Here is a 25,860-nt window from a genome sequence, read left to right as displayed (position 1 = left end):
GCTACTGGGCGTCCGCGTCCGCTTCCGGCTCGCCGCCGAAGCGCTCGCGGTAGCTCTCCAGATCGTCCTCGGTGATCTTCTGGAAGAGCACCGGCGGCACCGTGAAGCCCGTACCGGCGGGCACCGAGGACAGGGACCGGGCCTCGTCCGCGCTCACCCACGCCGCCGTGTCGTCCGGCAGCGCGAAGGCGCTCCGCATGGCCTTGGCGGAGCTGGGGACGAAGGGCTCGGAGACGACGGAGTAGAGGTGGATCAGGTTCATGGCCGTCCGCAGGGTCAGCGCAGCGGCGTCCTGGTCCGTCTTGATCTCCAGCCAGGGGGCCTTCTCCTCCAGATAGGCGTTCCCGGCGCTCCACAGCGCCCGCAGCGCGGCCGCGGCCTTGCGGAACCGGAGCGCGTCCATGTGCTCCTCGTACTCCGCCAGGAGCCCCGCGATCTCCCGGCCGAGCTTCTCCTCCGCCTCGCCCGCCTCCGCGCCCGCCGGGACGGCGTCGCCGAAGCGCTTGCGGGAGAAGGACAGTACGCGGTTGACGAAGTTCCCGAGCGTGTCCGCGAGGTCCTTGTTGACCACGGAGGAGAAGAACTCCCACGAGAAGGAGGCGTCGTCCGACTCCGGGGCGGCCGCCAGCAGGAAGTACCGCCAGTAGTCGGCGGGCAGCAGCTCCAGCGCCGCGTCGGTGAAGATGCCGCGGTTCTGCGAGGTGGAGAACTTGCCACCGTAGTAGTTGAGCCAGTTGAAGGACTTGACGAAGTCGACCTTCTTCCACGGCTCGCGGGTGCCCAACTGCGTCGCCGGGAACATCACCGTGTGGAAGGGGACGTTGTCCTTGGCCATGAACTCGGTGTAGCGCACGGACTCGTCCGCCTCGTACCACCAGGACTTCCAGTCCCGGCTGTCCGGCTGCGCGTCCGCCCACTCCTTGGTGGCACCGATGTACTCGATGGGCGCGTCGAACCAGACGTAGAAGACCTTGCCCTCGGCCGCCAGCTCCGGCCAGGTGTCCGCCGGCACCGGCACGCCCCAGTCCAGGTCGCGGGTGATGGAACGGTCCTGGAGCCCCTCGGTGAGCCACTTGTGGGCGATGGAGGAGGAGAGCACCGGCCACTCGTCGGTGTGAGCGTCGACGAACTTCTTGACCTCGCCCTCCAGCTTCGACTGGAGCAGGAAGAGGTGTTTGGTCTCCCGCACCTCCAGCTCGGTGCTGCCGCTGATCGCCGAACGCGGTTCGATCAGGTCGGTGGGGTCGAGCACGCGGGTGCAGTTCTCGCACTGGTCGCCGCGGGCCTTGTCGTAGCCGCAGTGCGGACAGGTGCCGATGATGTACCGGTCCGGCAGGAAGCGGCTGTCCGCCGCCGAGTACATCTGCCGGATGGCGCGCTCCTCGATGAACCCGTTCCGGTGGAGCTGCCGCGCGAAGCGCTGGGTGATCTCGACGTTCTGCGGCGAGGAGCTGCGGCCGAAGTAGTCGAAGGCCAGGTCGAAGCCCTCGTAGATGCCCCGCTGGACCTCGTGCTGCTGGGCGCAGAAGTCGGCCACCGGCAGTCCCGCCTCCGCCGCCGCGAGCTCGGCGGGCGTGCCGTGCTCGTCCGTCGCGCAGATGTACAGCACCTCGTGATCGCGCTGCCGCAGATAGCGGGCGTACACATCGGCCGGGAGCATCGACCCGACCATGTTCCCCAGGTGCTTGATCCCGTTGATGTACGGCAGCGCGCTGGTGATGAGGTGTCGAGCCATCCCGGGATGCTCCAATTGATCTTGCGGCCCCCACGGGTGCCACTACGGGTGCAGACAGACGGGCCGCGCGGGCGCCACCATCACCCACGGCACCGGCACGTACGCCATGTACGCCGCGTCCATGAGTCGTCCACTCTCGGTGACGACACCCCACTACGGGCCGCAACCATCCTAACGACAGCTCCCGGGCCCTCGGAATCAGGATTCCCCGGGAGAGGGGCTGGGAGCGTCGGTCGAGCGCGATGCCGGTGTCGCCCGCTCGACCCTCTCCGCGGGTGCGGACGCAGTGGCGTTACCAGGGAGAGGGAGTTGAGGAGGTGTTGCGGCGGTTTCGGGTGTGTTGCCGGAGATACCGGATGTAACCGCTTCCGGTCGACGAAGAGCTGTCGCTTCCGGTCGGCCTCCACCTCGGTTCCCCAGGCATGCGAAGGCCCCACTCGCGATCAAGGGAATGGTTTTCTGACCTGCGTCGGGGTGGCCTGACAGCGACCTCGCCGACGGAGTCCTGACCGATCGGTCCTCGGTGCGGCTCGTCATCAGTTACTGATCCTGTCGCAGGCGGGCGCGGCCGTTGACGGGAACGGCCGGCCAGCGGGACGAGTAGGCGGCGACTCCGACGATGTCTCCCGTCTCCTCCTCGGCGAGCAGCGCGGAGGCCGGCGGCGGCGAGCCGACAGCGCACGCCGCGGTTGAGGGCCACGATGTCCCCCGGCATCCGGACACCGAGGCCGTACTCAGGCCGGGCGGGCCGACCGTCGCACACTCCGCTCATCCACAGCCCCTACCCGGGCACACCCGGGTCGGTGCGGCAGGTCGCTGTGGGCCATGTGCGGACCTTGGGCAAGGGTGCGTCTGAGTCACGGCGTGCACCAGCTTCCGCAAAGCGCGGTGGCCGCTTCCCTGTCGGCCCCCGGCCAGGAACGGGTCAGTCGGGCTCGGGGCCTATTCGGCATCGCACGCCGTGGTCGCCGATCCGGTCGGTTCGATGGCCCTGGTGCCGATGTTCTCGCTCTCCAGGCCCGCCTCGATGGGGGCGTAGCGCCGCTGTTGCAGCTCATCGCGTTCAACGTCCGGGATCGTCATCGACTCGGCGAGCACGGCGGCGAGCGCGTCCACTTGAGTGCTGTCCATGTCAGCGTGGAAGAGCCACCGGATGTTCTCGTCGCGCGTGATGAGGTCGATCGCCAAGCGCGCGCTGCCGTCCTGTGTGGTCGTCGCCCGGACGTATCGCACGTGGTCGATCGGGATGTCGTGCCGGATCTCGGCTTGCTCGAGGAAGGCGTTCGACTTGGCCGTGATGATGCGGCGATCCGTGACGGCGACCAGTGTCCTTGCCACAGCTTTGTCCCTCGCTGCCGCCAACTTCTCCTTCGCGCCGCCGAGGATCGCAGAAAGGGGACCGAGGGCGTCGAGCTGGTCGGGGAAGCCGAGGACACGTAGGGCCTCATCGTCCTCGAGGAACCATCGCAGGATGCGAAGGTACGGCTTGAGATCCAGCGATTCGGGTGCGCAGACGATCTCCGGGGCCTTGAGCGGAGGAGCCGGCGGATGGAGAGCGTCGGCAAGAGGCTCGATCGCCTTCAGCAGACGGGCGGAGGTTTCGCGGGCTGCCTTCACGTCCTTCCGCTTCCCCGGCATCGGCCATGCGTCGGGTCCGGGGAGTTCGGCGGTGATCCGCAGCTCCCGCGTCAGCGCGTCGACGAGGCTCGTCGACTCGGCGAGCGCCGAGTCGAACTCGGCGCGCGTGTCGCGCGCGATGACCTCGGCGTACTGCGCCTCGGCGGCGTCTTCGCGTCCCGCGGCTCTCGCCCTTGCGGCGCGGAGCGCGTGATACCCGGTCCATGCCTTGAGGGAGGACAGGAGGGCATAGGCGTCGAAGGCGATCGCCTCGGCGTTCGTCTGCAGATACTCACGGTGGCTGCGTGCGTCGGCCCGATCGATCTGCCTGATGTGGTCGCGGACGTTCCCTTCATACAGCTCAAGTTGCTTCTGCAGCAGCGCCCCACTGCCCGCGACGTCCTCCCACAAGGACGTCGGAACCGATTCGATCTCTCGCGCCTGGTCGACCGCGCGATCGATGGCGGCGACGAGCCCCGTCAGTTCGGCCCACTGATCCTTGCGGATGGTGGTGAGGACCTGACTTGTCACCGCGAGGTTGGTCCTGACGAGGCCCGAGACCTCGCTCAGCATCACCTGAAGGCCGACCATGGCCAGCGCCGGCCCGATCGACGCCGCGGTCTGCGCCTTGCTCACCGCGTTCACGGAGTAGAGGCGGGCCTGACGCAGGATGCGGCCACGAACCATCACCGTTCCGAGGTTCCCGCCGTCCTTGGCGGCGAGCGTCGCGCCGCTGTTCAGCAGGGCCTGTGACGTGGCGTCGATCCTGTAGAGCCCCTGCACGCCGGCGAACGCGTTTCCGAGATTGCCGACCACGGTCGCCGCGTTCCCGAGCGAGGCGAGGATCGCTGAGATCTGCTGGCGGTCGGCAGCCGGCACGATCCCGAAGTCGATCAGATCGGACTTCAGCTCCGGCGGGACCTCACCGGCGACGACAGCCACCCCCGGGAGCACCTCCACCAGGGCCGTCGACCCCGTCGTCGGGTCGATGTCCGAGTCGGACGCCGACTCGTCCACGACAGACGAGTCGGCGGTATCGCTCCGGCCGTTCTCCTCAGGCTCGACGATCTCCATCGAGTTCGAAGGGTCCTGCATGCGATCTCCTCCCCCGCGGGCGCGTGCAATGGCCGGACCTCGTCGGCGTTGACTGCCGAAGTCTATGGTCCAACGCCTGCGGTTCGGCCCGAATCCGCCGGGCCGATTCCGCACTCGCTGGGACCGGCTGCGCTCTCCAGGGCTCCGCTCCGGATGAGTGGATGGATCAGCGCAGTCCGGCGAAGAGATCGTTCTCGGGTACGGCCGCGCCGGTGGCGTCCCGGACACGTACGAAGGTCTCCATGCCCATCAACTCGCCGAACCTCTCCTTGCCCATCCTGAGGAAGAAGATGTTCTCGCCCTGACTGGCGTGCGCGGCCAGCGAGTCGTACTTCTGGCCGCTGAACGCGGTGGTGTCCACCCACGTGGTGATCTCGTCGTCGGGGAGGCCGATCTCGGCCATCGCAGCGGCCTCGGCAGGATCCGGCTCCGGCATGTCCGGATGGAGCTCGCGCATGATCTCCTCGAACCGCTGCATCCCCGAGCGGGGCATCGTGGTCCAGTACACCTTCGGCGTCAGCGCGGTCATCTCCAGTGCCGCCATCGTGATGCGGTGGGCCTGGATGTGATCGGGGTGGCCGTAGAAGCCGTTCTCGTCGTAGGTGACGACCACATCAGGCCGGTAGTGCCGCATGAGTTCCGCGAGTCGGGCCGCGCCTTCCTCCACGGGGGTCTGCCAGAAGGATCCCGGAGCGTCATTGCTCGGCCAGCCCATCATCCCGGAGTCGGCATACTCCAGCATCTCCAGATCACTGATCTTCAGGACGCCGCAGCTCTCCTGGAGTTCTTGACGGCGCATCAATGCGACGGCCGCGGGATCGTGCCCGGGGTCGCCCGGCTTGACCCCCTCCGGTCCGTCACCGCAACCGCCGTCGGTACAGGTCACGAGAACCGTGCGGATGCCTTCCGCCGCGTACCGCGCGAGGACCCCTCCGGTTCCGGTGGCCTCGTCGTCGGGGTGGGCGTGCACCGCCATGAGCGTCAACGGCCGGTCAATCATCAAGCAGTCCTCCTGCAGAAATACGTCTTGGTCCGAGTGCGCGGCGGGCCTACCGCGATCCCGCGGCCCGGATCCTGTCGGCGCAGACGACCCTGTGGTCTCCGAGTTCCCCGCCCGTGCGGTGCCGGTCCCCCGGACGATGCAACAGCGCCGACCGGACCCGCTGTTCCCGGCGCAGCGGCACGTCTTCGCGCCGGATCGGATCCGACGTCCATCCGGCACCAGGCGTGCGATTCCGATGCGCAACCTGAGACCCCGCATGTCCATCTATCCACCGGTTCGCCGCAGGCAGACAGGAAAGATCCCGAAACCGGGACCACTGGTGAGCAGTTGCGCAGCTACGTCAACCTGCAACACCCTGCCGGAGGACCTGGTCAACGAGGTGACGCCAGTGACCCTGGGGCCAGTTTCCCCCTGCGAGTTTCCCCTGCGAGCCCACGGAGGCACCCCTGCTTCCGCACCATTTCAGCGACCGTTCCCGACTGAATCTGCCGGACCCGGTGTACTGGGTCACCCCGCGTCATCCGGCCGGTGACGACGGTGGGTCCGCCGGGCGGATCGGCGTCCCCCTGTCCGACCTCGTCTGACGCATGCGGCCCACCGCCCGTCGCCCCCTTCTCTGCATAAGCCCGGACGGGCTGCTTGGGGCCGGGCCGGTGGTCGTCGTGATCTCCGATAGCCCCAGCCTGGTCGCCGCCCACTTGCGCAAGGCGGTCGCCAAGGCCCACGGCGGTCAGGCTCACGGGGACGATGAGGCGGGATCGGTAAGCACGGACGGCGCCGCCGGCCCCGAGACCGAGGCCGGTTCCTATACCGCCAGACCCCCGCCGTGGTCATGGCCATGCCTGACGCTCCCCGCGTGCTGCGGGGATCCGTGCCCCGAGTTCGGCTCCCAAATGGCGCCCGAAACGGCCCCCACAACCACTCAGGGGCCCGACCCGCTCCCGCGGATCAGGCCCCTGAACTGGTGTTTCCTCTGTCGGGGTGGCGGGATTTGAACCCACGACCTCTTCGTCCCGAATGAGGGACGGGTCCTGACACTGCTGGCGCCGATTGCGTTTCCCCAGGTCACAGACTTGGCCTCGGTTGGTGCAGGACTGCCCAGGGCGGCCCCGGGGAGCGGCCCGGCTCCTATGTGGCTCCCAAGCATGTATCAGCGATGCACTCCCACGCCCGCTTCTGAGGTGACCGCACCTCGCTGGCGCCGGACACTCTGATCACCGCCAGACAGACCACTGGGCCATCGCCGTCTGCCACGACGACCCATCCCGGCATGGTCAAGCTCCCTCGGGGCCGAAGAGGACGGGTGCGGTTCCTTTCCGGGGAGGAGTGAGCTGGGGTTTTGCTGGTCAGGGGTGTGGTGGGGTGGTGGTGTCCTACCGTGCAGGTAGAGGAGCCGGTGCCGGATGGGCTCGTTGATCGGGGAACTGGAGGCACGGCAGGCGGCGGTGCACTCCCGGGCGGCAGAACTCGAGGAGGAGATCGCGGCGTTGACGGCCCGACTGGAGGCTGAACGGGAGCGGCCGGCGCGGTTGACGGTGACGCGGGAGGGCTGGCCGAACTCGCGGCCGAGGGGATCGCCGTCGATGCGGCCGCGGTGGCTCCGCCGTTGGCGGAGCCGGTGGGCAGGGGCCAGGTGGTGGTGCAGGCGGTGCACGTGGCTCGGGCTGGCGGCGGGTGACGTCGAAGATCGAGAGGCATATGATCCTTCATAGTCAAAAGACAGCGAACCGCCTGGAGTTGCCGATCTTGCAGCCTTATGCGGGGGGCAGGGCTCCTGCGGCGGTGAGCTTCCGGCGGCGTAGGAAGGCGAGGACCGCTACGGCCCCGAGCGTCATCCACGCCTTTCCGAGGATCTGCCCTTGCAGGAAGCCGAAGGAGCCGAATGCCATCCTGAGGAAGATCAGACTGTCGGCGACTAGCCCCACTGCGTTCGAGGCGAGCATGGCTACAAGGAGCCCTCGTGTGCGGAGCGGCTCGTAGACGGCGAAGTCCATCGTCTCCGCGACGGCGAATGCGGCGGCCGACGCGAAGGCCAGGGCCGGGTCGGCCAGGAAGTAGGAGACGACAGTGCCGAGGGCGATCGCTGCGAGGATCGCACGGCGGCCCGCGGCCTCACGGGCGAGGTCGCGCAGCACCAGGGCCAGGCCCACCATGTAGACGCCGGCCGGGGCTTCATAGCCGAAGCCGACAGGCAGGGCGCCGATGTGAGTGACGGCCAGGTTGGCGGCCGGGATGGTGGCGATGTAGGCGACGAGCGTCGCGATTCCGGCAGGAGCGGGGACGTCCACGATCATTTTCCTTCTTGGTGTGACAGGAACCCGGCCCGCCTGCGCTGAGCGGAACGAGGCGGACGGCGTCCAGACAGTACAACTCATGCCACTGACGCTGGCGGGGTGGTCGGAATAACTGCAGATCATGCGCTTCTTGTTCCGGCTCCGACGGGACGGACGGAATCGTCTCGATCGGCACCTTGCAGAGGGGCCGACTGGGCGTCTCGGGCCCGGCTGCGCTCGTGCGGACCAGCCACGCCCACGGGACGAGAATGAGCCATCGTCATCTGCTGGCCCATACGCACCTACACCTCTACCTCACCCACTTTGAGTGATCTTAGAGCGGTCTGTCGTGTGGCGAGCGCAGGACTACTGACAGCTCTCAGCCACTCTCGAATATATATGCGAATTCATATTCGCTATCTTCAGCGCCGTTGTCAGTACCTCCGTTTAGGCTCGTTAGCGCTGTCATGCGAGCAGGTGGGGGGCGACCAGTTGATGTCTTCGGGCTTCGCAGTTGGACACCTCGTCGAGTTCCGGGGAGGCCCTGGAATCGGACGGGTGGGAGCGATCACCGACGGCTCGCTGCGCGTGGACTTTTTCGAGTCCACGGCCGAGCCCACAATCGAGTCCCAGACCGTCCCCGCGTCGGCCTGCAGACGGGTACGACTGGCGGCCCAGACGCGGACATTTCGGCACAATCCGAGCACCGGTGAGTGGATGGCCGGCCGCATCCTGGCCACGGCCCCCGGCGGATACTTCGTCCGGTTCCCCAACGCCGACTACGACATGCCGGTCCCCGAAACCGAGCTCCGGGTCCGCTGGAACAAGCCGGTGCGCAACCCTCTTGAGGTCCTCGTGTCCGGCGGCAACGAATCCGGGCACCTGTACAATGCCCGCCTCCCCATGGTGCACAACCTGATTGCTCAGCGCGCGGCCAGCGCCAGCACCCCCGCTCTCCTAGCGGCCGCCGCCGAGATCTACCCGCACCAGGTCCGCGCCGCGTTGACCGTGCTCTCCGACCCCGTCCAGCGGTATCTCCTCGCCGACGAAGTCGGACTCGGCAAGACGATCGAAGCCTCGTACGTGGCGCTGCAGACCCTGATCGACAATCCGCAAGCGCGCGTCACGTTCCTCGTCCCTGATGCCCTGCGCCGGCAGTGGGTGACCGAACTGCGCACAAAGTTCTTCACCGATGACTTCCCCAGGCGCATAAAGATCATCTCCCACCACTCTCCCGACCTGTGGGAGCAGTATCACGGCAGTGATCTCGTCGTGGTAGACGAAGCCCACCAACTGGTGCAGGACCGCGATGACACCGACCCCATCTATCGCGCACTGCGGGATCTCGCACATTCCGCGTCAAGGCTCCTCCTGCTCTCCGCCACACCCGTCACCTCCAGCCACACCACGCACCTGGGGCTACTGCACCTGCTCGATCCAGACGTCTACAAGTGGAGCGAGCGGGAGGAGTTCGCACGGCGCTACCAACACCGGGCCGAGTTGGCGAACCACGTTCTCAGCCTCGACGCGGAGTTCCACCCTCTGCTGCCGTCCACGATCGAAATGATCAAGGAACTGCTGCCCCCGGAGGACTCCCGCTTCACGCACCTCGCGGCTGACGTACTCGAGTTGCTGGACGAGTACGAGGGCCTCCGCGACGAGGCGAGGATGCCGGATCTTGAGGCTCGGGTGACCGCTCTTCGGGCGCACATCAGCGAGACGTACCGGCTGCACCGCCGGGTGATCAGAAACCGCAGGTCGAACGTCCTGCGACAGAATGACGACTCGGCAGCCGTCCCCTACGAGGTCCGCGGCCGCGCCGAACCGGAGAAGCTGACCGCCCAGTCCTACTCCCCGGCCGCCGACAGCCTCCTGGCGTGGCAGACCCAACTGTGGGGCCATCTCCTCGACGAGGGACTGGAGAACCGGCGCATCGACTACGCGCTGGCCCTTGCTGTGCTCGCCTCCCGTCTCGGTGGCTCGTCCGCCGACTATCTGGACGCCCTGCGATGGCGGGTGCGCCGCGACCAAGGCGCCGCTGAGCGTGCCGGGCTCAACGCCCGGGAGCGGAAATACCTCTCCAGCGTGCCCGTGGCGCCGCACGAGGCCGCAACTCTGGAGAACCTCGAGTCAGCAAGCGCGGGAGAGGGAGCCCGGGAAGTCGACGAACTCATCGACGCCCTTCTTCCCGCCCTGCGCAAAGGGGGACGCATCGCTGTCTTCTGCGGCCCCGGATCCCTCGCCTCGACGCTCACCGCCCGCCTGCGATCCCGCTTTCCCAAGGTGAGCTTCTTCGAGCACACCCGCGGCGCAGGCCCCGACGCGTCTGAAACGGCGACTTCGTCGTGGCGAAAACCCGTCGTAAGCGCTGCCGTTCTTATCGCCGACGACTCTGCGGAGGACGGCCTGAACCTCCAGGCAGCCCGGTCCGTGGTCCACGTGCGACTGCCGTGGTCGCCCAACCAGTTGGAGCAGCGCCTGGGCCGCACCGACCGATACGTCGAATCCAACGAGCAGCGCCAGGCACCCCGCCAGTACGTACTCACGGACGCCGAAGCCCACAGCGACGAGTGGCTGTCGCTGCTCACCGGCGGGTACCGCATCTTCGACGGATCGGTGTCCACGCTGCAGGACGCCATCGCCGAGGGCCTCGCCGTTGTCTGGGCCCAGGCCCTCGAGCACGGGCCGGAAGGCCTGCCGGGCTTCGCCGAGGCGGTGCAGGAGCAACTCGACCGGGCCCGGCGCGAGATCGACAGCATGGACACCCTGGAGTCGATCTTCGACACATCGCCGCACGACATCGACTTCGCCGAACGGCTGGCCACCTTTGACGCCGACTGGGCCGCCACCCGCAACGACCTGCTCGGCTACACCGGGCGGGACAGTTCGGACGGAATCAAGCTCCGCCACACCGTGCGCAAGATCGACGATGTAATGTGCGAGGTCTTCGACCTGAAGTCACGCCCCCTTATCTCCCCCCACCTCTATGACCGCGCGAACCTCACGAAGGAGATGGCCAGGGGTACGTGCAGTCGCTCGCAGGCACTCAAGGCTCCGGGCACCCGGCTGTTCCGCATCGGAAACCGGCTGGTCGACACGCTCGCCAGTGTGGTCTGGTGCGACGACCGCGGTCAGGCCACGGCCTTCTGGCGCGCGGAGGTGGCACACCGAGGGGAGCCGGAGCCCTATTTCGGCTTTGACTACCTCGTCGAAGCCGATATCTCTTCGGCGCTCACGCTGACGCTGCCGCTCGTTCAGCAGTCCCGGGACGCTGAATCGGCGTTGCGGCGCCAGGCCGAGCGGCTCCTCCCGCCCTTCACACTGAAGGTGTGGGTACCAGCCGGAGCATCTGAGGCCCTGGCGGACGGGGACATCCGAAGGTGGCTACAGGCTCCCTACCGCGCCACGGATCACAACTACAACTCCAAGAACATCCACGAGTTGATGAATCTGTTCGACGGGCAGGCGCGCTACGCCGCATCCGCGCGGGGTGCCGAGGCAGTGGCTCGCGCAGAACTAAAGCGGGTAACAAACTTGGCCGACAGGTGCGCCGTGGCCCAGGAGCAGGGACGCCAGCGCCTGTCCGTGGCGAGGGCCCAGGCCGAAGCTCGCCAGGCAGCTGGCCGGCTGCTGGGAGAGAAGGAGAATTACCTGCTGGATGTCGCCATCACCGACGCGCTGGTGCAGGGACTGAGCAACCCGACGGTCCGCCTCGTGGCGGCGACATGCCTGGTGAAGCAGGGGCTCAGGAGGATCCCTCGCAGTGACTGACAACTGGACCGGTGCCAAGACGCTCTTCGACCACCTCTCCCAGCACCGAGGCATTCAGCAACTCCCGGAGGTTCCCGAGGCGAAAGGGACGTTGCGCAGGCTCCGTGACGCTCTGACCGGCGACCCCGGCGGGTGGCGGGACCTGGCCTCGCTCACCCGGCAGATCTTGCTCGAGGCTCAAGCGCGAGAGAACACCTCCGGCTTCACGATTCCGCTGCTCCCGTGGCTGCCTACGCGAGAGCAATGGGAGGAGATGCGCTGTCAGACGGCGATAATTGATGGCGGCACCAACGTGTGGGTGAACGCGCTGCCGTGGCACCCGCCCGTGCCGGACGCAGTTTCCCGCCAGGCAGCGCAAGAAGACCTTCGGCAGATCCATCTCGGTGAGGACTCACCGCACCGCCGCATGCTGGACTCCTACCAGGCCGACCCGTTCTTCACCACCGCCCTCGGTGACGACCACAGCCACTACGTCTCGGCCGGCCAGCGGCAGGCCGCCAGGGCTGTCGCGCTCGCCGAGCCGGGAAGCACCACGATTATCTGCCTCCCCACAGGGCACGGGAAGACCGCCGTAGCAATGGCGCCCGTGCTCCTGGCCAGCAAGAGCAGGGGCGTATCGGTCGTCGTGGTACCCACAAGTGTTCTCGCAGCCGACCTGGAGCGGCGCGCCTTGGAAATCCTAGACGAGCACGGGCCGCACAGCCCCACCCGCCGGTACGCCTACACCAGCGGACTGCCCGAAGAAGACCGACGGCTTATGCGGGAGGACATCTCCGCAGGTCGCCAGCGGCTGGTGTTCACCTCGCCCGAGGCTCTGGTGAAAAGCCTGAAAGGTCCCCTGGAGGACGCAGCCGAGGCGGGGTTGTTCAACTACTTCGTGATCGACGAAGCCCATCTGGTCGAGCAGTGGGGCAACAGTTTCCGCACCGAGTTCCAGACGATGTCCACACACCGCCGAATGTGGCTCAGCAAGGCGCCAGAAGGCCGGCAACCGGCGACCGTGGCGATGAGCGCGACACTCACGGGCCAGCAGGTGCAGACACTCGACACCCTGTTCGCTTCGCCGCAGCAGGCGGAGATCGTGTGGGCCTCCCAACTCCGTCACGAGCCGAGCTACTACCTCGATATCTTCCCGAACGAGGAAGACCGCCAGGCCGCCGTTGTGGAGGCCGTCTCGTACCTGCCGAAGCCGATGATTCTCTACACGACCAAAGTCATCGACGCGCAAGAGTGGGCGGGCCGACTCCGCAGCCACGGTCTTGGCCGCGTAGCCAGCGTCACGGGTGAGTCCAGCGAACTGCAGCGGCGCGATGCCCTGGAGGGATGGACCGGCAGGACCACGGAAGGCGATGCGCCGACGCGATACGACATCGTGGTGGGCACCTCCGCCTTCGGCCTGGGGGTGGATCTCGACGACGTCAAGACGGTGGTGCACGCCTGTCTGCCGGAAACAGTGGACCGCTACTACCAGGAAGTGGGCCGGGCCGGACGCAATGGAAGCCCTTCCCTCGCCTACCTGGCCACCACGCGCAAGGACGAGGCCATCGCCGACCGGATGAGCGATGAGGTGGTCATCGGCGCCCCGCGCGCATGGCAGCGGTGGGAGGCAATGTTCCACAACCGAGAGACCGTCCAGGAGCGTCACCGTGTGAGTCTCGATTCCTACCCCCCCGACATGAACGAGGGCTTTGAACGCAACCGACAATGGAACATCCGGATCCTGAATCTCATGATGCGATCGGGGGTCCTGGCCGTCCATCCTCCACAAGAGCCCGCCATCCGCGAGGGCGAATCACATGCGTCCTGGAGGGCGCGCCTTGATTTGTTCTACGCCAGCGCCGACGGCTACGCAGACGTGCAACTCCTCGATTCCGACGCGAGGAACCCCGAGCAATTTGCCAACCGGTTCAAGGCTGAGCGTCAAAAGCTGCTGGATGGGGCGAAGTCGGCCCTTCGCGAACTGAAGGCCACCCTGCGACGTGATCAGTGCGTCGGCGAAGTACTGGGAGCGTATTACCGAATCGCACACGGCGAGGGTTACCGCCGCACCGGGGTCACCTGCCGGGGCTGCCCGCACTGTCGGGCCACCGCCGAACTCCTTCCCGCAGGGTTCTACCGGCTCGCCGGGGAACCGCGTCCGCTGCTGCCGACCCCGGGGGCGCCCGGGCACCTGCCCTTGACGCCGTACTTCGGGGAACGGCATTGCCTGAGCCTGTGGTGGGAAGACGCCAGCGACCAGGCACTGGCGGCACGCCTGGTGGACAGCCTGGTCCGCCGCAGGATCAGCGTCGTCGGAGGACCGGGTCTGGACGGCCGCCTCAGAAGCCAACTCCGGGTGACAGCACGCACCCGCACGGTGATCTACGACGACGACGGCGCCCTCCTCTCGGGCTGGGCCGGCCCTGTCATCTGGATGACCGATCCGTTCACAGATCATCCGGGGCCGCAGATCACTCAACGCTTCGCCTGGGATACACCGACCTACCTGATCCACCCCCGAGGCATGCAGCATCCAGAACGGCGAGATACCCCTCTCGTCGATGTCCACCCGGCGAACCTGTCGATCCGCCGTGCCCTGGAGGAACTCTGATGACTCTCTTGAACGTCGACGCAGCCATCCCCTCCCAAACATGGGCACTCGTGCGCCTGCTGACCAATTGGGGCAAGAGCATTGTGATGGAGGAGGCACGGGCGCTGGTCAGTCCCCCGTCCCTGCGGACAGAGGACACCTCGACCAGGCATCCCTTCGACTGTGCCGTGGCATCCCTCCAGGCCCTGGGGTTGGTTCAGGTCAGTACCGGTCAGCAAGAGCTGTCGCTGACCGAACCGGCCAGAGATCTGACCGGCAGCGATGATCTGGAGACGTACACCCGCATCCTGCGTCGCGCCGTCCTCAAAGCGGATTACAACAAGAACCTGGGCGTCGACAACGACGCGACAGGGCCCAAAGACCTGACCCGTGCGCTGGCCTGGTTCCTCATGCACGATCCCATGGAACGACCGATCGACTGGGTCGCCGCACAGCAACTCCTGGATCAGGAGGACGGCAAGGACCGCAAACTACTGAAGGACGAGGTGCTTCCCCTCTTCCCCAACGACACCCGCTGGCCCCGGTTCGGATACTGGGCCACCGCTCTTGGGCTGGCCGCCGCACCTGTCTTTCGCACTGACGGCCGCGGCCCGCTCATGACGGACTGCACGCTGGCCGTCAGGCAATCCGTGCTCGAACTGTGGCAGTCGGGCCAACGTGTGAATGCCGTCGAGGCCCTGCAGATGCTGCGAGAACACCTGCCCGTCCTGCCCGGCGGCGCACACTCGCTGGCCGTAGGGCTCCCCAACCCAGGTGACAGCGTGGCCGGCACTGCGCTTTCCTTTGCCTTGCTGCGCGGTCACGACGAGAAGTGGCTGCGACTCGAGCAGGACGACGACGCCCGGAGAATCCTCCTGCTGCACGATCCCGAACGGCCCGGAAGCCCCCGTCCCATCAGCGACATCACGATCCTGGAGCCCACCGATGGCTGACTTCCGCGGAACGCTCTGCTGGGACCCGGCAGTGGCGGCCTCCACCATCAACACCGAGGCGGTCAGCCCTTCCAGAGCCGTCTTCCTTGCCACGCACGCACCGCTGCGGATCAAGCGCGCCCGGATCACGGACGGGAGAGAGATCGCCATCGAGGGCGACCCGATCGGGGAGCGGGCCGTCCTCACGGAGTTCATGGCACTCCGTGCAGACAGCGGCGCCCTGCTCATGCCCGTCGTCGGCGACTCCGGCTCGGGCAAGTCGCATCTTGTCCGGTGGGTGCGCGAAGAGTTGGCTGTGATGGAGGAGGGCTCAAATCAGCGCGAGGTCATCTACCTCGAGAAGTCCAAGACCAGTCTCAAGGCTGTCGTCAGTACGCTCATCGCCGAGGCTGACAGCAGCGAGTTGGCGCAACTCAAGGACGACATCGACAGATTCACCGAGGGCATCGACGAGGAGGCCCTGTCACGCCGCATCCTCAATGAGTTGAGCGAGGCGCTGGAGGCCACCCCTCCCCACTCGGAATCCCGCCCCCTGGCCCGCATGCTCGTCGGCCCGGGCAAGCTGGCAGCGATACTCCTCGACCCTCATGTTCGGGCAGAATTGCTCGCACCGGGCAACTTCGTGCCCGAGTTGGCCCACCAACTCATCCACAACCGCAGGGACGGCAAAGCGGACCGTCCCGAGGGCTTCAGCGTGAGCGACCTGCCCCTAGACATCCGCGACATCCAATCCGCCTCCGGCATGGCCCAACGCCTGCTCGGCACCATTAGCACCCGCGGCGACCTGCAAGGCATCGCCGTCGACCTGCTCAACAAGCACCTAGAAGCGGCCATCAAGAGCGCCGCGAACCTGGGAGCGGGTCGGCTCCTCGATGCGATGACCCAGGTGCGCGAGGAGTATCACCGCCAGGGCAAGGAGATCGTTCTTCTCATCGAGGACTTCGCTCTCATCCAAGGGGTCCAGCGCGACCTCTTGGATGCCGTCGTAGAGGCAGCCAACCGCGACGGCAAGACGAATCTCGCGCCTATCCGCACCCTCATGGCTGTGACGACCGGCTACTTCCAGTCCCTGGACGAGACCGCCCTGACCCGTATCCAAGCCGGCACGGGCTACGTCTACCACCTAGACGTGCCCTTCAGTCCCGAGGAAACGGGACGCACCGAGATCGCCTCATTCGTCGGCCGGTATCTGAACGCCGGGCGAGTTGGACGCGACGAACTCGAGCGCGCGCACAACAGCGAGGTCCCCAACAAATGCCTGAGCTGTTCATTTCGCGCCGAATGCCACGCAGCATTCGGGGCAACCGACGAAGGCTTCGGGCTGTACCCGTTCAACGAGTCCTCTCTCATCCGGGCGGTCCACTCAACGGCAGATCAGCACAAGCCCTGGACCTTCAACCCCCGTGCCGTACTGGGAAGCGTCGTGCGACCGATCCTGGTCGAACACGCCACGGCCCTTAAGCAGGGCGAGTTCCCCGATCCCGCCTTTCGGCAACGCTTCCGGCCCACGAAACTCGACCGGCCCGTCAGCCGTGACGTGCTCGGCTACGTAGCCGAGCATGACCCCGTCTCTGCAGAGCGACGCAACCTCGTCCTCGAGTTCTGGGGAGATGCTCCCGAGCGGGCCACCGACCTCCACCCCACCATCCTGGAGGCATTCTCTCTGGAGCCTCTGGGCGGCGAAACAGCACAACGCCGTCCCGCGGCTGATCCCGACTCAAAACCGGCCGACGACTGCGAGCGAAGGCCCGATACGGGCGCCAGCAACCGACGCGACGCGCTGCCCGGAGAACTGCAGCGCATGCTGGAGACCGTGGATGACTGGGTAACTCTCGAAGGCGGCCTGGATACCTCCACCGCGAACCGGATCCGCACAGTTGTCTCCACCGCCGTCTCGCAGCGCTATCAGTGGAATGCACCGTTGATGCGCGAGGTGGGCAGCCTCGAACTGCGTCGGGGCGCGTGGCCGACGAAGGCAACCGTCGTATCCATCGAGGGAGCCAAGGAGAACCTCGTCGGCGTCGAGGACGCCCCCATCACCTTCTCGCGTCGCCCCAAGGACAGTTGGTTCTTTGACAGCCTCCTCAGAGCGGAACGGGGGTTCCCGGCACGTGCCGAGGACATCCGCAGGCTGGCGTTCCTGGCAGAACAACACGGCCGAGATCTCACCGCACGGGTGCAGCGCCACATGGAGATCACCGACGACCACCTTGTCGCGGGTTTCCGCGCATCGCTGATCGGTGCGGCGCTGGCGGGCACGGCCTGGCCCGGAATGGCCCCCTCCCAACTCCTGGCCGCAGCACTCGACGGAGGACAAGAGTGGCGGCGCGAGGACGGACGGCTCCGTGGGCCAAAGTGGATGGACCTGCTCCAGGGACACCTCCAGGCGCGGCCCGATCTCGTGCGGCAACTGCGCCATGCCGTCGGCATCGCCCAGGGTATCGGCGGCGTGAACATGGTTGACGCCGCACGTGTCCTGCCTTTGCTCGAGAAGGCCGCCTCCGTGTGGGACTGGGATGTTCAGGCGTTGGATGTTCCCAAGTGGGTGCGGTCGGCGGTCACCGGGTTCGCGTCCTGGAAGACCCTCGTCCAGGGCCAGCTGCACCGCCACACAGAGTTGCTCGACTCCATCCGCAGCCGTCAGCCGCGAGGTGCCACCGGCGTCCAGACCATGGCAGCGCTCCGAGACGCTCTTGCTGCGGCCCGCGAGGTCGGGCTGCCGCTGACGGCCGAGCAGACACGCCGATTCGACGCGCTCCTGCAGGACGCCAAGAACGCGGACTGGAAGGCTGTCTCGGCGCTCGAAGACGATCTGGCCAAGACCGGCGACACTCCTTCCGACTCCGCAACGGTGCACAAGGCCAGCGTGGTTGCCGCGGTCAAGGACCGCGGCGACTCGCTCATCCTGATTCAACAACTCCTCGTGGCCAGCGACGACTGGCTGGACGCCGCACTGGCCAGCGCGCAGTCACGATCCAGCGGATCGGCAGGCGACAGTGCGGCAGAAGACGTGGGGCAAATCTGTGCCGAGTGGCAGGCACTCACCACAGTCCCGTCCGCCACAGACGACGGTGAGGAGCGGTGACCAACGTGTCCGTGTATGACAAGGCCGTACAGCTGCAAAACCGCGCCCGCCAGATCGCGGCGGGCGCCGTAGGGGAAAAGGAGGCGGCCCGCGCACTGAGCCGCTCGAGAGAACTGCGGGCGGGCCTGGCCGAACTCAGGACTCAGGTGGAGTTGAGCCACGCACTGGCCGCCCTGGGTGCGGCACACCAGCCTGACCTGTCCGGCATTGACGCCGCGCGCTCTGCCTTCGAGCGCAAGGCCCTCAACGGGCTGCCCAGTGACGCGGTCTTCAACACGGCCAGGAAGAAGGTGCAGGAGTTCGCAAGCAGGCTCAAGGCAGAGAGCATCGAGGCATGGGCCACCTGGGCCACCGCACAGGTCGCTGCTCTTCCGCTGGCCCGCATCCCCATCCTGTCGCGCGGGGAACGCGAAGCTGCACGCACCCGGGAGAAGGACCTTCGCCAGGCCATCGCCCCCAAGAACCTTTCCAAGACAGATCTCACCCTCTTCACTGGCACGTACGCCCTTCTCGCGGAGTCCCTGCACGACAAGAGCGATCCTCCTGGCGAACTGCTGGATCTCCTGGACGTGCTGGAAAAGCGCCCCAGCCCCACGCTCCGCGACATCACCGACAGCGATATCGCGCTGCTGCGCCGGTTCGAGATGGACATCCACATCACTCTGCAGAGGAGCGGAGCGTGACCGAGCAACTCGACATTCGCTTCGCGAACGAACTTCTCAATCGCCTTGAGAATCACGAACTGCCCCTGTTGAACTGGGGAATAACGGAGACTGCCCTCTCCAGGGCCGAGGTGATCGAGACCATTGACGATCTCCTGCACAGACACGGGGCCGCCCCGACGGGCATGTCCGCCGACGCCGTGCTGGAGGAGTTCCTGCTCCGTGCCCTGCTGTTCGAGGTGCCGGTTCCCGTGACGTCACCGCCGCGGTATCGCACCCGCCTGGCGGAGACGCTCAGACTCACCACCGGTCTTCGGCAGCTCTTTGACCGAGGCGGTTGGGCGAAGGAGGAACAGCCGGGCTGGTGGCAGCACCAGCGCCGACTGGTCGCCGACTACCGGCTGCACGTAGCACCTCGACGTTACCCGCACCGGGATATCCCGGCATCCGATGCCCTGCGCGAGCTGGCCCAACTGCCCCACTGGGGGGAGGTGCAAAGCCACGTCGCGGCCGCCCAAATGCAGGGCCGCAAACTGGCGCGCTTCCAGCTGAACGCTGCCCGGGCGGTGTTCACGTCCCTCAACTCAGAGCGATCCTGGGGAATCATCGTCGGTGCCGGTACAGGTAGCGGTAAGACACTCGCGTTCTACCTGCCCGCGTTTGCTGCGATGGCCCAGCACGCGCACCCTGGGACGGCAAAGCGCGTGCACACCCTGGCGCTCTATCCGCGCAAAGAACTCTTGCGCGACCAGTTGCGAGAATCGATCCGCTCGGTGGACGATGTCGAGCAAGCACTGCGCCAAAGCAGGCGACGTCCCATCCGAGTCGGCGCGCTCTACGGAGACACCCCGTGGAATGCCCGGGACCGCAGACTCGGACCGAACTCCGGCGTCTCCAACGCCTGGAAGCGCACTCCCCACGGCGTGGTGTGCCCGTTCCTCCCCTGCCCCACCCCAACCTGCGGCACGGGGGAACTCTTGTGGACCGACGAGGACCGTAGGCGCGGCAGTGAACAGCTGACCTGCACTCGGTGCGGATACACTCTGCAGGACGGGCGTCTTGCGCTCACCCGGGAATCCCTCAAAAAGAACCCGCCGGATCTGCTGTTCACCACGACGGAGATGCTGAACCGTTCCAGTGGTGACAGCTATCTGGAGTGGCTGCTCGGCTGGCGCGGCGCGCCCTCGGCCCCCTCCCTTGTGCTGCTGGATGAGGTGCACACCTACAACGGCCTGCACGGCGCGCAGGTGGCCCTGCTGCTGCGCCGCTGGCGTGAGGCCGCCCGACGCCCCATGACGTTCGTCGGCCTGTCGGCAACCCTGCGTGACGCGGACAAATTCTTTGCGCAACTGGTCGGTCTGCGGCCGGGCGACGTCGACCCGATTGAACCGGCCGAAGAGGCCATGCAGTCCGAAGGCCGCGAATACGCCCTGGCACTGCGCGGCGACCCGGTATCCGGAACAAGCCTGCTGTCCACCTCGATCCAGACGGCCATGCTCCACGGCCGCATGCTCGACCTGGACACGAGGCAATACCTGTACGGCTCCACCGCCTTCCTGTTCACCGACGACCTGGATGTCACCAACCGCTTCTACAACGACCTGCGCGACGCGGAAGGCGGCCAGAACCGGGCTGGCCGGCGCAACGGCCGCAAGCCCGTGCTTGCGGGCCTGCGCTCCTCTGAACGCAACGAGCACGCTGCGCGCTACCTCGATGGTCAATCCTGGGACATCGCCGAAAAGATCGGTCATGACCTCGACCCCACCTTGCAACTCCATCACTTGCATGTCGGCCGGACCTCCTCCCAGGACGTCGGAGTCGATCACAACGCGAGCCTGACCGTAGCGACGGCGTCCCTGGAAGTCGGCTTCAACGATCCGCGCGTAGGCCTGGTCCTCCAGCACAAAGCGCCCCGCGATGCAGCCTCGTTCATCCAGCGGCGCGGCCGCGCCGGTCGAGAGCGCGGCACCCGGCCGATGACGGTGGTCACCCTCTCGGACTACGGCCGCGACCGGCTCGCCTACCAGGCATACGAAACCCTGTTCGCGCCGCAGGTGCCGGCCCGGAGCCTGCCCATCGGCAACCGCTTCGTCCTCAAGATCCAAGCCACGCAGTCCTTGCTGGACTGGGCTGGCCGCAAGCTCCGTTCGAAGAAACTATGGGCCGACCCTCGCAAGATACTCAGAGCCCCCGCCAGCCATACCGTGCGCGACGAGGACCGGCCGGGCCACAACATGCTGACCTCTCTGCTGCAGGCCATCCTCGACAAGCCTGACCTGCAGGACGAACTCGCCCAGCACCTGGTAAGGGCGCTGCAGATCAGCGCGGACGAGGTGCAGGCTTTGTTGTGGGAGCAGCCTCGCTCACTGCTGCTGTCGGTCGTTCCCACCGCGCTGCGTCGGCTGCATAGTGACTGGTCGTTCCAGCGCATTGAACCGGGCGCCAAGGAAGGCACGCTGCTTCCCGAATTCATCACGCGCTCGCTCTTCGAGCCCCTGAACCTGCCCGAGGTCGAACTGCTTCTGCCGTTCACCACGCACGACACGCTGGAGCAGTTGCCCATCGCCCGAGCGCTGCGCGAGGCCGTACCAGGGCGCGTCAGCCGACGATTCGGACACCGCAGAGACGAACACCGCACATGGCTGCCGGTACCGCCCGCCGGCAGCGACATGCTGCCACTGCCCCAGATCGTGCAGCATGCCGATCCCGAGGGCACCTGGCATCCCGAGGGGCACGCACCGGCGGGACTCCAGGTCTTTCGGCCCACCCAGTTGAACCTGGAGCAGCCGGACCCGGAAATTTCCGACCGGTCGCAGGGGATCCCGCTCTGGGGCACACAGATCGTCGTCTCCCAGGACGCGCCACCGACCCCGGCAGACATTCCCACCCCCTCGCTGTGGCACGAGCGCGTGCAGGCCGTCCGCTTCGGCACGCACGCCGTCGGCAATCCCATCGAGATGCGACGCATGACCTTCGGCGCCGACTGCCAGGTGGCGCTCGAGCGCGGCGAAGTCGAAACCCGCAAGATCCATTACGAGTTGCACGGCAAGCCGGCTGCGCTCGGCTTCCGGCTGGGAGTCGACGCCGTGCAGATTCTGCTCCGGCCCCTGAATACCGCAGACCCCGCCGTCAGGCAGTACCTGTCGTCACCGCAATGGCGGTCCCTGGCGTTCTCGCAAACCTTTGCCGAGGACCCTGCCCTCGATGACGTCGCGAACAAGTTCCAGCGCGCGTGGCTGGGCCAGGTCTACCTCACCGCCTTCGCGCTCGAAGGCATCAAGCAAGCCCGGACCGCCCCCGAGATTCGAGCCTCGCTCGCTGGCGGAGCATGGGCCGGGGAACTGCCCCGCATCCTCAGCGTCCTCTATCGCGACACCAACGACCCTGACCACGCAATCGAGAATGCTCGGCTGGTCGACGGGCTCACGGAGTTGCTGCGCGACCCGCAGGTTGTCGCCGCCGTGGACCGTGCGGCCGAACACCTCGTCGCCCCGGACGTCGCCGAGCGCACGGAGGACCTGGCACAGCGCGCCTATCGCGACACCGTGGCCGCGGCGATCCTCGCCGCCGCGCAGCGTGCCTGCCCCGACGCCCAGGACGGGGATTTGATTGTCGACGTGATGCCAGGGGCTGGCCCCGGTGAACCGGCTGTCGTGTGGCTCAGCGAGACCTCCATGGGGGGCCTGGGCGTCGTCGAGAGCCTGGCGCGCTTCTACGCAGCAGACCCCCGGCGCTTCTGGGCGCTTGTCACCAGAGCGTTCGCACCCAGCGACTACGAGTACGTAGATGCCACCCTTACCCGGTTGCTGCGTCACCTGGCCGACGACCCTCAGGGAGATGCCGCAGAGGCCATGCGCGCCCTGCGCGCAGCCGACGGTGCCGAGTCGGCCCAGGAGGCCCTGAACATTCTGCTTTCCGCATGGGAGCAGTTGGATGGCCGCCCCCGGCGCACGGCGGTATCAGCACTGTCCACCCGCCTTCTCCGGCCCGGAAGCGACTCTGACACCGATGTGCAGGCCCTGGCCATGGTGGACGCGTGGAGCACATTGGAGCAGAGGCTCGGTGTGGAAGTTGATGCGAACGTCATTGCCTTCGCTGTCGGCGACAAGCAACTGCACGCCGGTGGAACAAGACAGTTGACGGCCGACCAGGCCTTCAGCATGCTCTGGCCCCGAGGACGACAGGCCCGCACACAGGATCTCCAGCATTACCAGCCCTACGCGGACACGCCGGTACTGGATCGCCTCCTGGTGCGCGCGGCTCACAACGAGCGGCTGCCCGAGGTCGACGTCACCGCCAGCGACTGGGACCTGGCCTATCAAAAGGCGATGTCCGATAGGGGCGCCGCCGACCTCATCTGTCCCGCAGACGCCTCGTCCGCCCTGGCCAAGGCTCTGGTCCGCGTACCGGCCCTGCCGGTGCACCGGGACGTCATGGTCGTCTACGGCGAGGTCCGCGGCTACGCCAGGCATCGAGACGAACTACGTGTACGGGTGGAGTTGCGGGAGGCAACCCAATGAAGGATCTGACCAGAACCGTGCGCACCAGCGCCCGCACTGGGCTGCGCATCGACTCGACGCTGTCCGCGGCGCTGATGGCCGAGGTACTCGACCCGAGCACCGACCTGTGGCTGGTCTCGCCGTGGATCACCGACATCCAGGTGATCGACAACAGCCACGGCACCTACGACGCCTTCTTCGGCGACGTCCCGCCCAGCGGATGGCGGCTGTCTGACACGCTCCTGCGCATCGCGGGCGCAGGCGCCTGCGTGCACGTGATCACGCGCCCGGACCCGCACAACGATGCCTTCCTGCGGCGGATGAGCGCGCCCGGCGTGGAGCGAGTGCACATCGAGCGCGATCCCGACGTCCACGAGAAGACCCTGTGCGGGCAGGAGTGGATCCTCACCGGGTCGATGAACTACACGGTGCGCGGAATGGCCAAGAACGATGAACTGGTCACCTACAAGGTGGGCGGGCCGGACGCCGGCCAGGCACGGCTGGACCTGGCACAACGGTGGAGGAGTGGCTCGTGACGCAGATACAGCATGAGCAGCAAGAGGCCCTCGAATTCTTCCTGCAACGCTTCTTCGGCACGGGAAATGGCGTCTGGCCGGGCCTCGATCCGGATTACCGCTTCAAGGACCGCACCCTGCCCTTCGTCGAGGCCCTTCGTCGAGGCGACGACGCCCCGGCCGTGCTCCCGCGCGCCTATACCGACCGCGACCGCTTCGTTGTCTATGTCATCGCGCGGGAACCCGGGGAACGGGCCAAGACAGCCGAGTTGATCCGGGCCTTCGCCGGGCCCACTTACATCGCGTATGACGAGCAGGTTGGCATCCAGCCCGTATGGCTGGACCCTGCCGACCCCGTCGAGCAGGCCATCCGGGACTACGCTGGCGAGCGGACCACGTTCCGTCTGGAGACGGGGCGCACCCTCGAGCACCGCCGCAACCTCGCCGGGGCCCTGGAATTGATGCAAAGGACCCAGGCGCGCCGTCCCCCCAGGATGTGGCGGGTGGCCAAGCCGATCGGCCGACTCCTGGCCGAATTCGACGCTTCCCTCTCCGCGGGAGCCGAGGCCGCCTCGAGCGTGGTCCTCGACCATCTGGAAGCGGCGGGCATCAATGCGGCCAACCTCGCCAATCTGAAGATCAAGCGGCTTGACCGGCTCGGCCGCAGCGAGGAACTCCTCCAGCTGTCCGAACTGGCCGACGTCGTCCAGCAAGACCTTCCCCTCCCGGTCAGGGAAGCCATCTTGAACGCCGTGTACGCGGCGCTCGAACGCCCCCTGGCGGAGGGCGATCTGCCGGCCGCGCGGGCACGGCTGGAGGAGCAGGGACGGATCGTCTCCGACTTGCTGAACACCGCTGGGGGCAACCTCGGCACCCCGGCCCTCTCCGTGCTTTTGCTGGCGGCCACCATCGTCGATGACCTCCCACACATGCGTCGTCTCGCGGAAGCTGTACAAGGGCAGGACCGCGTCGACGCATTGCCCCCGCTGCTCTGGCAGGACGCTCAGCGCATCCTGGCCGAAGACGATGCAGCCGCAGTCCCTGCCGCCGATACGGATTCCGGGCCGCAAATTGCCGCAGACGACACGCCGCAATCCGGGCAGAGTGTCGACTCCTGGCCGGCCTTCCTCGCTGCCGTAGCCGCGGGGAGCAGCGAGGGTACCGCAGCCATCGAGGAGCGCAGTTGGAGCGCATGGCCCCCGCCAGCCGACCACGACACAGTACTGGCCAATCTGCTGGACGGCTTGGAGAATCAGGCCGCTGAGGAGGCATGGCGGGCGGTCGGGGCGTTCATCGAAGCCGTCGGATATGCGGCCCCTGCCGGCCTGACGGCCCATGCGTTCGTCCGGAACGCGGTCGCCTTCGACCGGTTCGGCCCCGGCGACCTCGCCGCGCTCCAGGCACTGGCGGAGATCGCACTGCGCGCCGCTCCCTCCGCACAGACCTACGCAGAACTGCTCGATGAGATCGGCGCCTATCGCAGCCGATGGGTCTCCCCCGAACGGGCCGCAATTGCACTGGACTTCGTCGATCGGCTGCTCCTGGCCGCCTGCCCGGACCAGCAGGCCCGCGCCACGCTCGCCTACGACCTTCTGGAACCGCTGTGGCGTCACCAGCAACGGCTCAACGAAGCAGACCTGGCGTTCGCCAAGCGTCTTTCCGGAGAAATGGACATCCCGTTCTCCTGGCAGGAGCGGGCTGTCTCCGGCGGAGACCAGGAGTCGCCGCTCTCCGACCTTCCGCCCATGAAGGTGCTGCTGTATTCCCTGGACGAAGCCGTGCTCACGCGCTGCCTCGAAGAGATCAAGCAACTGGCCCCCGGGGTTGACGCCGCCCGATCTAGCGACCACGTCGGCAGTGCGCAACTCCGGCAGAAGGCTCGCTCCGCTGACCTGGTCGTCATCGCGACTCGCTGTGCGAAGCACGCGGCTACCGGCTTCATCACGCAGCACGCGCGTACCCAGCACATCTTCTATGCGGACGGCAGCGGCTCGGCATCCATGCTGCGGGCGGCGGTCACCGGCCTGCGCTCTGCTGCGGGAAGCCGCTGACCCACCGGTGGCCTCCTCCTCCGCTTTCGTGG

Annotated in this window: 12 protein-coding genes; 8 read left to right on the top strand and 4 right to left on the bottom strand. The window is 67.0% G+C overall.

Features of this window, described 5'->3' with window-relative positions; translation table 11 throughout:
* Position 1: 1 nt before the first annotated feature.
* From metG to BMX65_RS04430, 4 genes are all read right to left on the bottom strand, one after another.
* Positions 2–1,735, bottom strand: coding sequence for a methionine--tRNA ligase (gene metG, locus BMX65_RS04445; RefSeq protein WP_074998843.1), 1,734 nt, complete (start codon positions 1,733–1,735; stop codon positions 2–4).
* Between the two features lie 942 nt (positions 1,736–2,677).
* Entirely contained in the window at positions 2,678–4,426 is a 1,749-nt protein-coding gene (locus BMX65_RS04440) for a hypothetical protein (protein ID WP_239502149.1), read from the bottom strand.
* Between the two features lie 187 nt (positions 4,427–4,613).
* Positions 4,614–5,447 (bottom strand): PIG-L family deacetylase, encoded by an 834-nt coding sequence (locus tag BMX65_RS04435; RefSeq protein ID WP_074998841.1) that lies wholly within the window; start codon positions 5,445–5,447, stop codon positions 4,614–4,616.
* Between the two features lie 1,757 nt (positions 5,448–7,204).
* A complete protein-coding gene (locus BMX65_RS04430; protein WP_074998840.1) occupies positions 7,205–7,744 on the bottom strand; it encodes a VUT family protein in 540 nt (179 codons plus the stop codon).
* Between the two features lie 474 nt (positions 7,745–8,218).
* Between BMX65_RS04430 and dpdE the strand changes: the two genes are divergently transcribed.
* The 8 genes from dpdE to dpdD are packed head-to-tail and all read left to right on the top strand — an operon-like array spanning position 8,219 to position 25,828.
* Entirely contained in the window at positions 8,219–11,494 is a 3,276-nt protein-coding gene (gene dpdE / locus BMX65_RS04425) for a protein DpdE (protein WP_079171692.1), read from the top strand.
* Positions 11,487–14,084, top strand: coding sequence for a protein DpdF (gene dpdF / locus BMX65_RS04420; RefSeq protein ID WP_239502151.1), 2,598 nt, complete (start codon positions 11,487–11,489; stop codon positions 14,082–14,084). Before dpdE ends, dpdF begins: the two co-directional genes overlap by 8 nt.
* The gene (gene dpdG, locus BMX65_RS04415; RefSeq protein ID WP_074998839.1) at positions 14,084–15,016 is read left to right on the top strand and encodes a protein DpdG; all 933 of its coding nucleotides are present in this window, start codon (positions 14,084–14,086) and stop codon (positions 15,014–15,016) included. Before dpdF ends, dpdG begins: the two co-directional genes overlap by 1 nt.
* Entirely contained in the window at positions 15,009–18,101 is a 3,093-nt protein-coding gene (dpdH, locus tag BMX65_RS04410; RefSeq protein WP_074998838.1) for a protein DpdH, read from the top strand. The genes dpdG and dpdH overlap by 8 nt, the downstream gene beginning before the upstream one ends.
* The gene (locus BMX65_RS33280) at positions 18,098–18,784 is read left to right on the top strand and encodes a hypothetical protein (RefSeq protein WP_074998837.1); all 687 of its coding nucleotides are present in this window, start codon (positions 18,098–18,100) and stop codon (positions 18,782–18,784) included. Before dpdH ends, BMX65_RS33280 begins: the two co-directional genes overlap by 4 nt.
* Positions 18,781–23,283, top strand: a complete 4,503-nt coding sequence (gene dpdJ, locus BMX65_RS04400) for a protein DpdJ (protein ID WP_074998836.1) — start codon at positions 18,781–18,783, stop codon at positions 23,281–23,283. Before BMX65_RS33280 ends, dpdJ begins: the two co-directional genes overlap by 4 nt.
* Complete coding sequence (dpdK, locus tag BMX65_RS04395; RefSeq protein ID WP_074998835.1) at positions 23,280–23,798, top strand: phospholipase D-like domain-containing protein DpdK; 519 nt, start codon at positions 23,280–23,282, stop codon at positions 23,796–23,798. The genes dpdJ and dpdK overlap by 4 nt, the downstream gene beginning before the upstream one ends.
* Positions 23,795–25,828, top strand: a complete 2,034-nt coding sequence (gene dpdD / locus BMX65_RS04390; protein ID WP_074998834.1) for a protein DpdD — start codon at positions 23,795–23,797, stop codon at positions 25,826–25,828. Before dpdK ends, dpdD begins: the two co-directional genes overlap by 4 nt.
* Positions 25,829–25,860 lie beyond the last annotated feature (32 nt).

It is taken from the genome of Streptomyces qinglanensis, assembly GCF_900111245.1.
Classification (GTDB): Bacteria; Actinomycetota; Actinomycetes; order Streptomycetales; family Streptomycetaceae; genus Streptomyces; species Streptomyces qinglanensis.
This window is presented reverse-complemented; position numbering and strand designations above follow the sequence as displayed.